The organism is Streptomyces actinomycinicus, assembly GCF_016741775.1.
GTDB lineage: Bacteria > Actinomycetota > Actinomycetes > Streptomycetales > Streptomycetaceae > Streptomyces > Streptomyces actinomycinicus.
The window spans coordinates 1-1188 of record NZ_JAERRK010000064.1 but is presented as its reverse complement, the minus strand read 5'-3'; the positions used below and the strand labels follow the sequence as shown (position 1 = coordinate 1188).

Here is a 1188-nt window from a genome sequence, read left to right as displayed (position 1 = left end):
GTACATCTCGGCGACGAGGAAGGCGAGGTCGAGGGACTGGCTGCGGTTGAGGCGGGGGTCGCAGGCGGTCTCGTAGCGCTGGTGGAGGTCGTCGACGAAGATCTCGTCGCCGCCGCCGACGCACTCGGTGACGTCGTCACCGGTCAGCTCCACGTGGATGCCGCCCGGGTGGGTGCCCAGCGCCTTGTGCACCTCGAAGAAGCCCTTGACCTCGTCCAGGACGTCGTCGAACCGCCGGGTCTTGTGCCCGGAGGCCGCCTCGAAGGTGTTGCCGTGCATCGGATCGGTCACCCACGCCACCGTCGCACCCGACGCGGTCACCTTCTCCACCAGCTCCGGCAGCCGGTCACGGATCTTCTGCGCACCCATCCGCACGATGAACGTCAGCCGGCCCGGCTCCCGCTCGGGATCCAGCCGGTCGATGTAGGCCAACGCGTCCTCGGCCGTCGTCGTCGGCCCCAGCTTGATCCCGATCGGGTTGCGGATCCGCGAGGCGAACTCGATGTGCGCACCGTCCAGCTGCCGGGTCCGCTCACCGATCCACACCATGTGCGCCGAGACGTCGTACAGCCGCCCGGTACGCGAGTCCACCCGGGTCAGCGCCGACTCGTAGTCCAGCAGCAGCGCCTCGTGCGAGGAGAAGAACTCGACCGTCTTGAACTCCTCCGGGTCCGCCCCGCAGGCCCGCATGAAGTGCAGCGCGTCGTCGATCTCCCTGGCCAGCTGCTCGTACCGCTGCCCGGACGGCGAGGTCCGCACGAAGTCCTGGTTCCAGGCATGCACCTGCCGCAGATCGGCGTACCCGCCGGTGGTGAACGCACGCACCAGGTTCAGCGTCGACGCCGACGCGTGGTACATGCGCTTGAGCCGCTCCGGATCGGGGATCCGGGAAGCCTCCTCGAACGCGAAACCGTTGACGGAGTCACCCCGGTAGACCGGCAGCGTCACCCCGTCCCGGGTCTCGGTGGGCTTGGAACGCGGCTTGGAGTACTGACCCGCGATCCGGCCGACCTTCACCACCGGCACCGACGCCGCGTAGGTCAGCACCGCACCCATCTGCAGCAGCGTCTTGAGCTTGTTGCGGATCTGGTCGGCCGACACCGCGTCGAAGGCCTCGGCACAGTCGCCGCCCTGGAGAAGGAACGCCTCTCCCTCGGCGACGGCCGCCATCCGGGCGCGCAGCTGGTC

Annotated in this window: 1 protein-coding gene; it reads right to left on the bottom strand. The window is 69.0% G+C overall.

The window, feature by feature from the left end; translation table 11 throughout:
• Positions 1-1188, bottom strand: a 1188-nt coding sequence (locus JK359_RS38485) for a class II 3-deoxy-7-phosphoheptulonate synthase (protein WP_201844380.1), incomplete at both ends; no start/stop codon positions are given.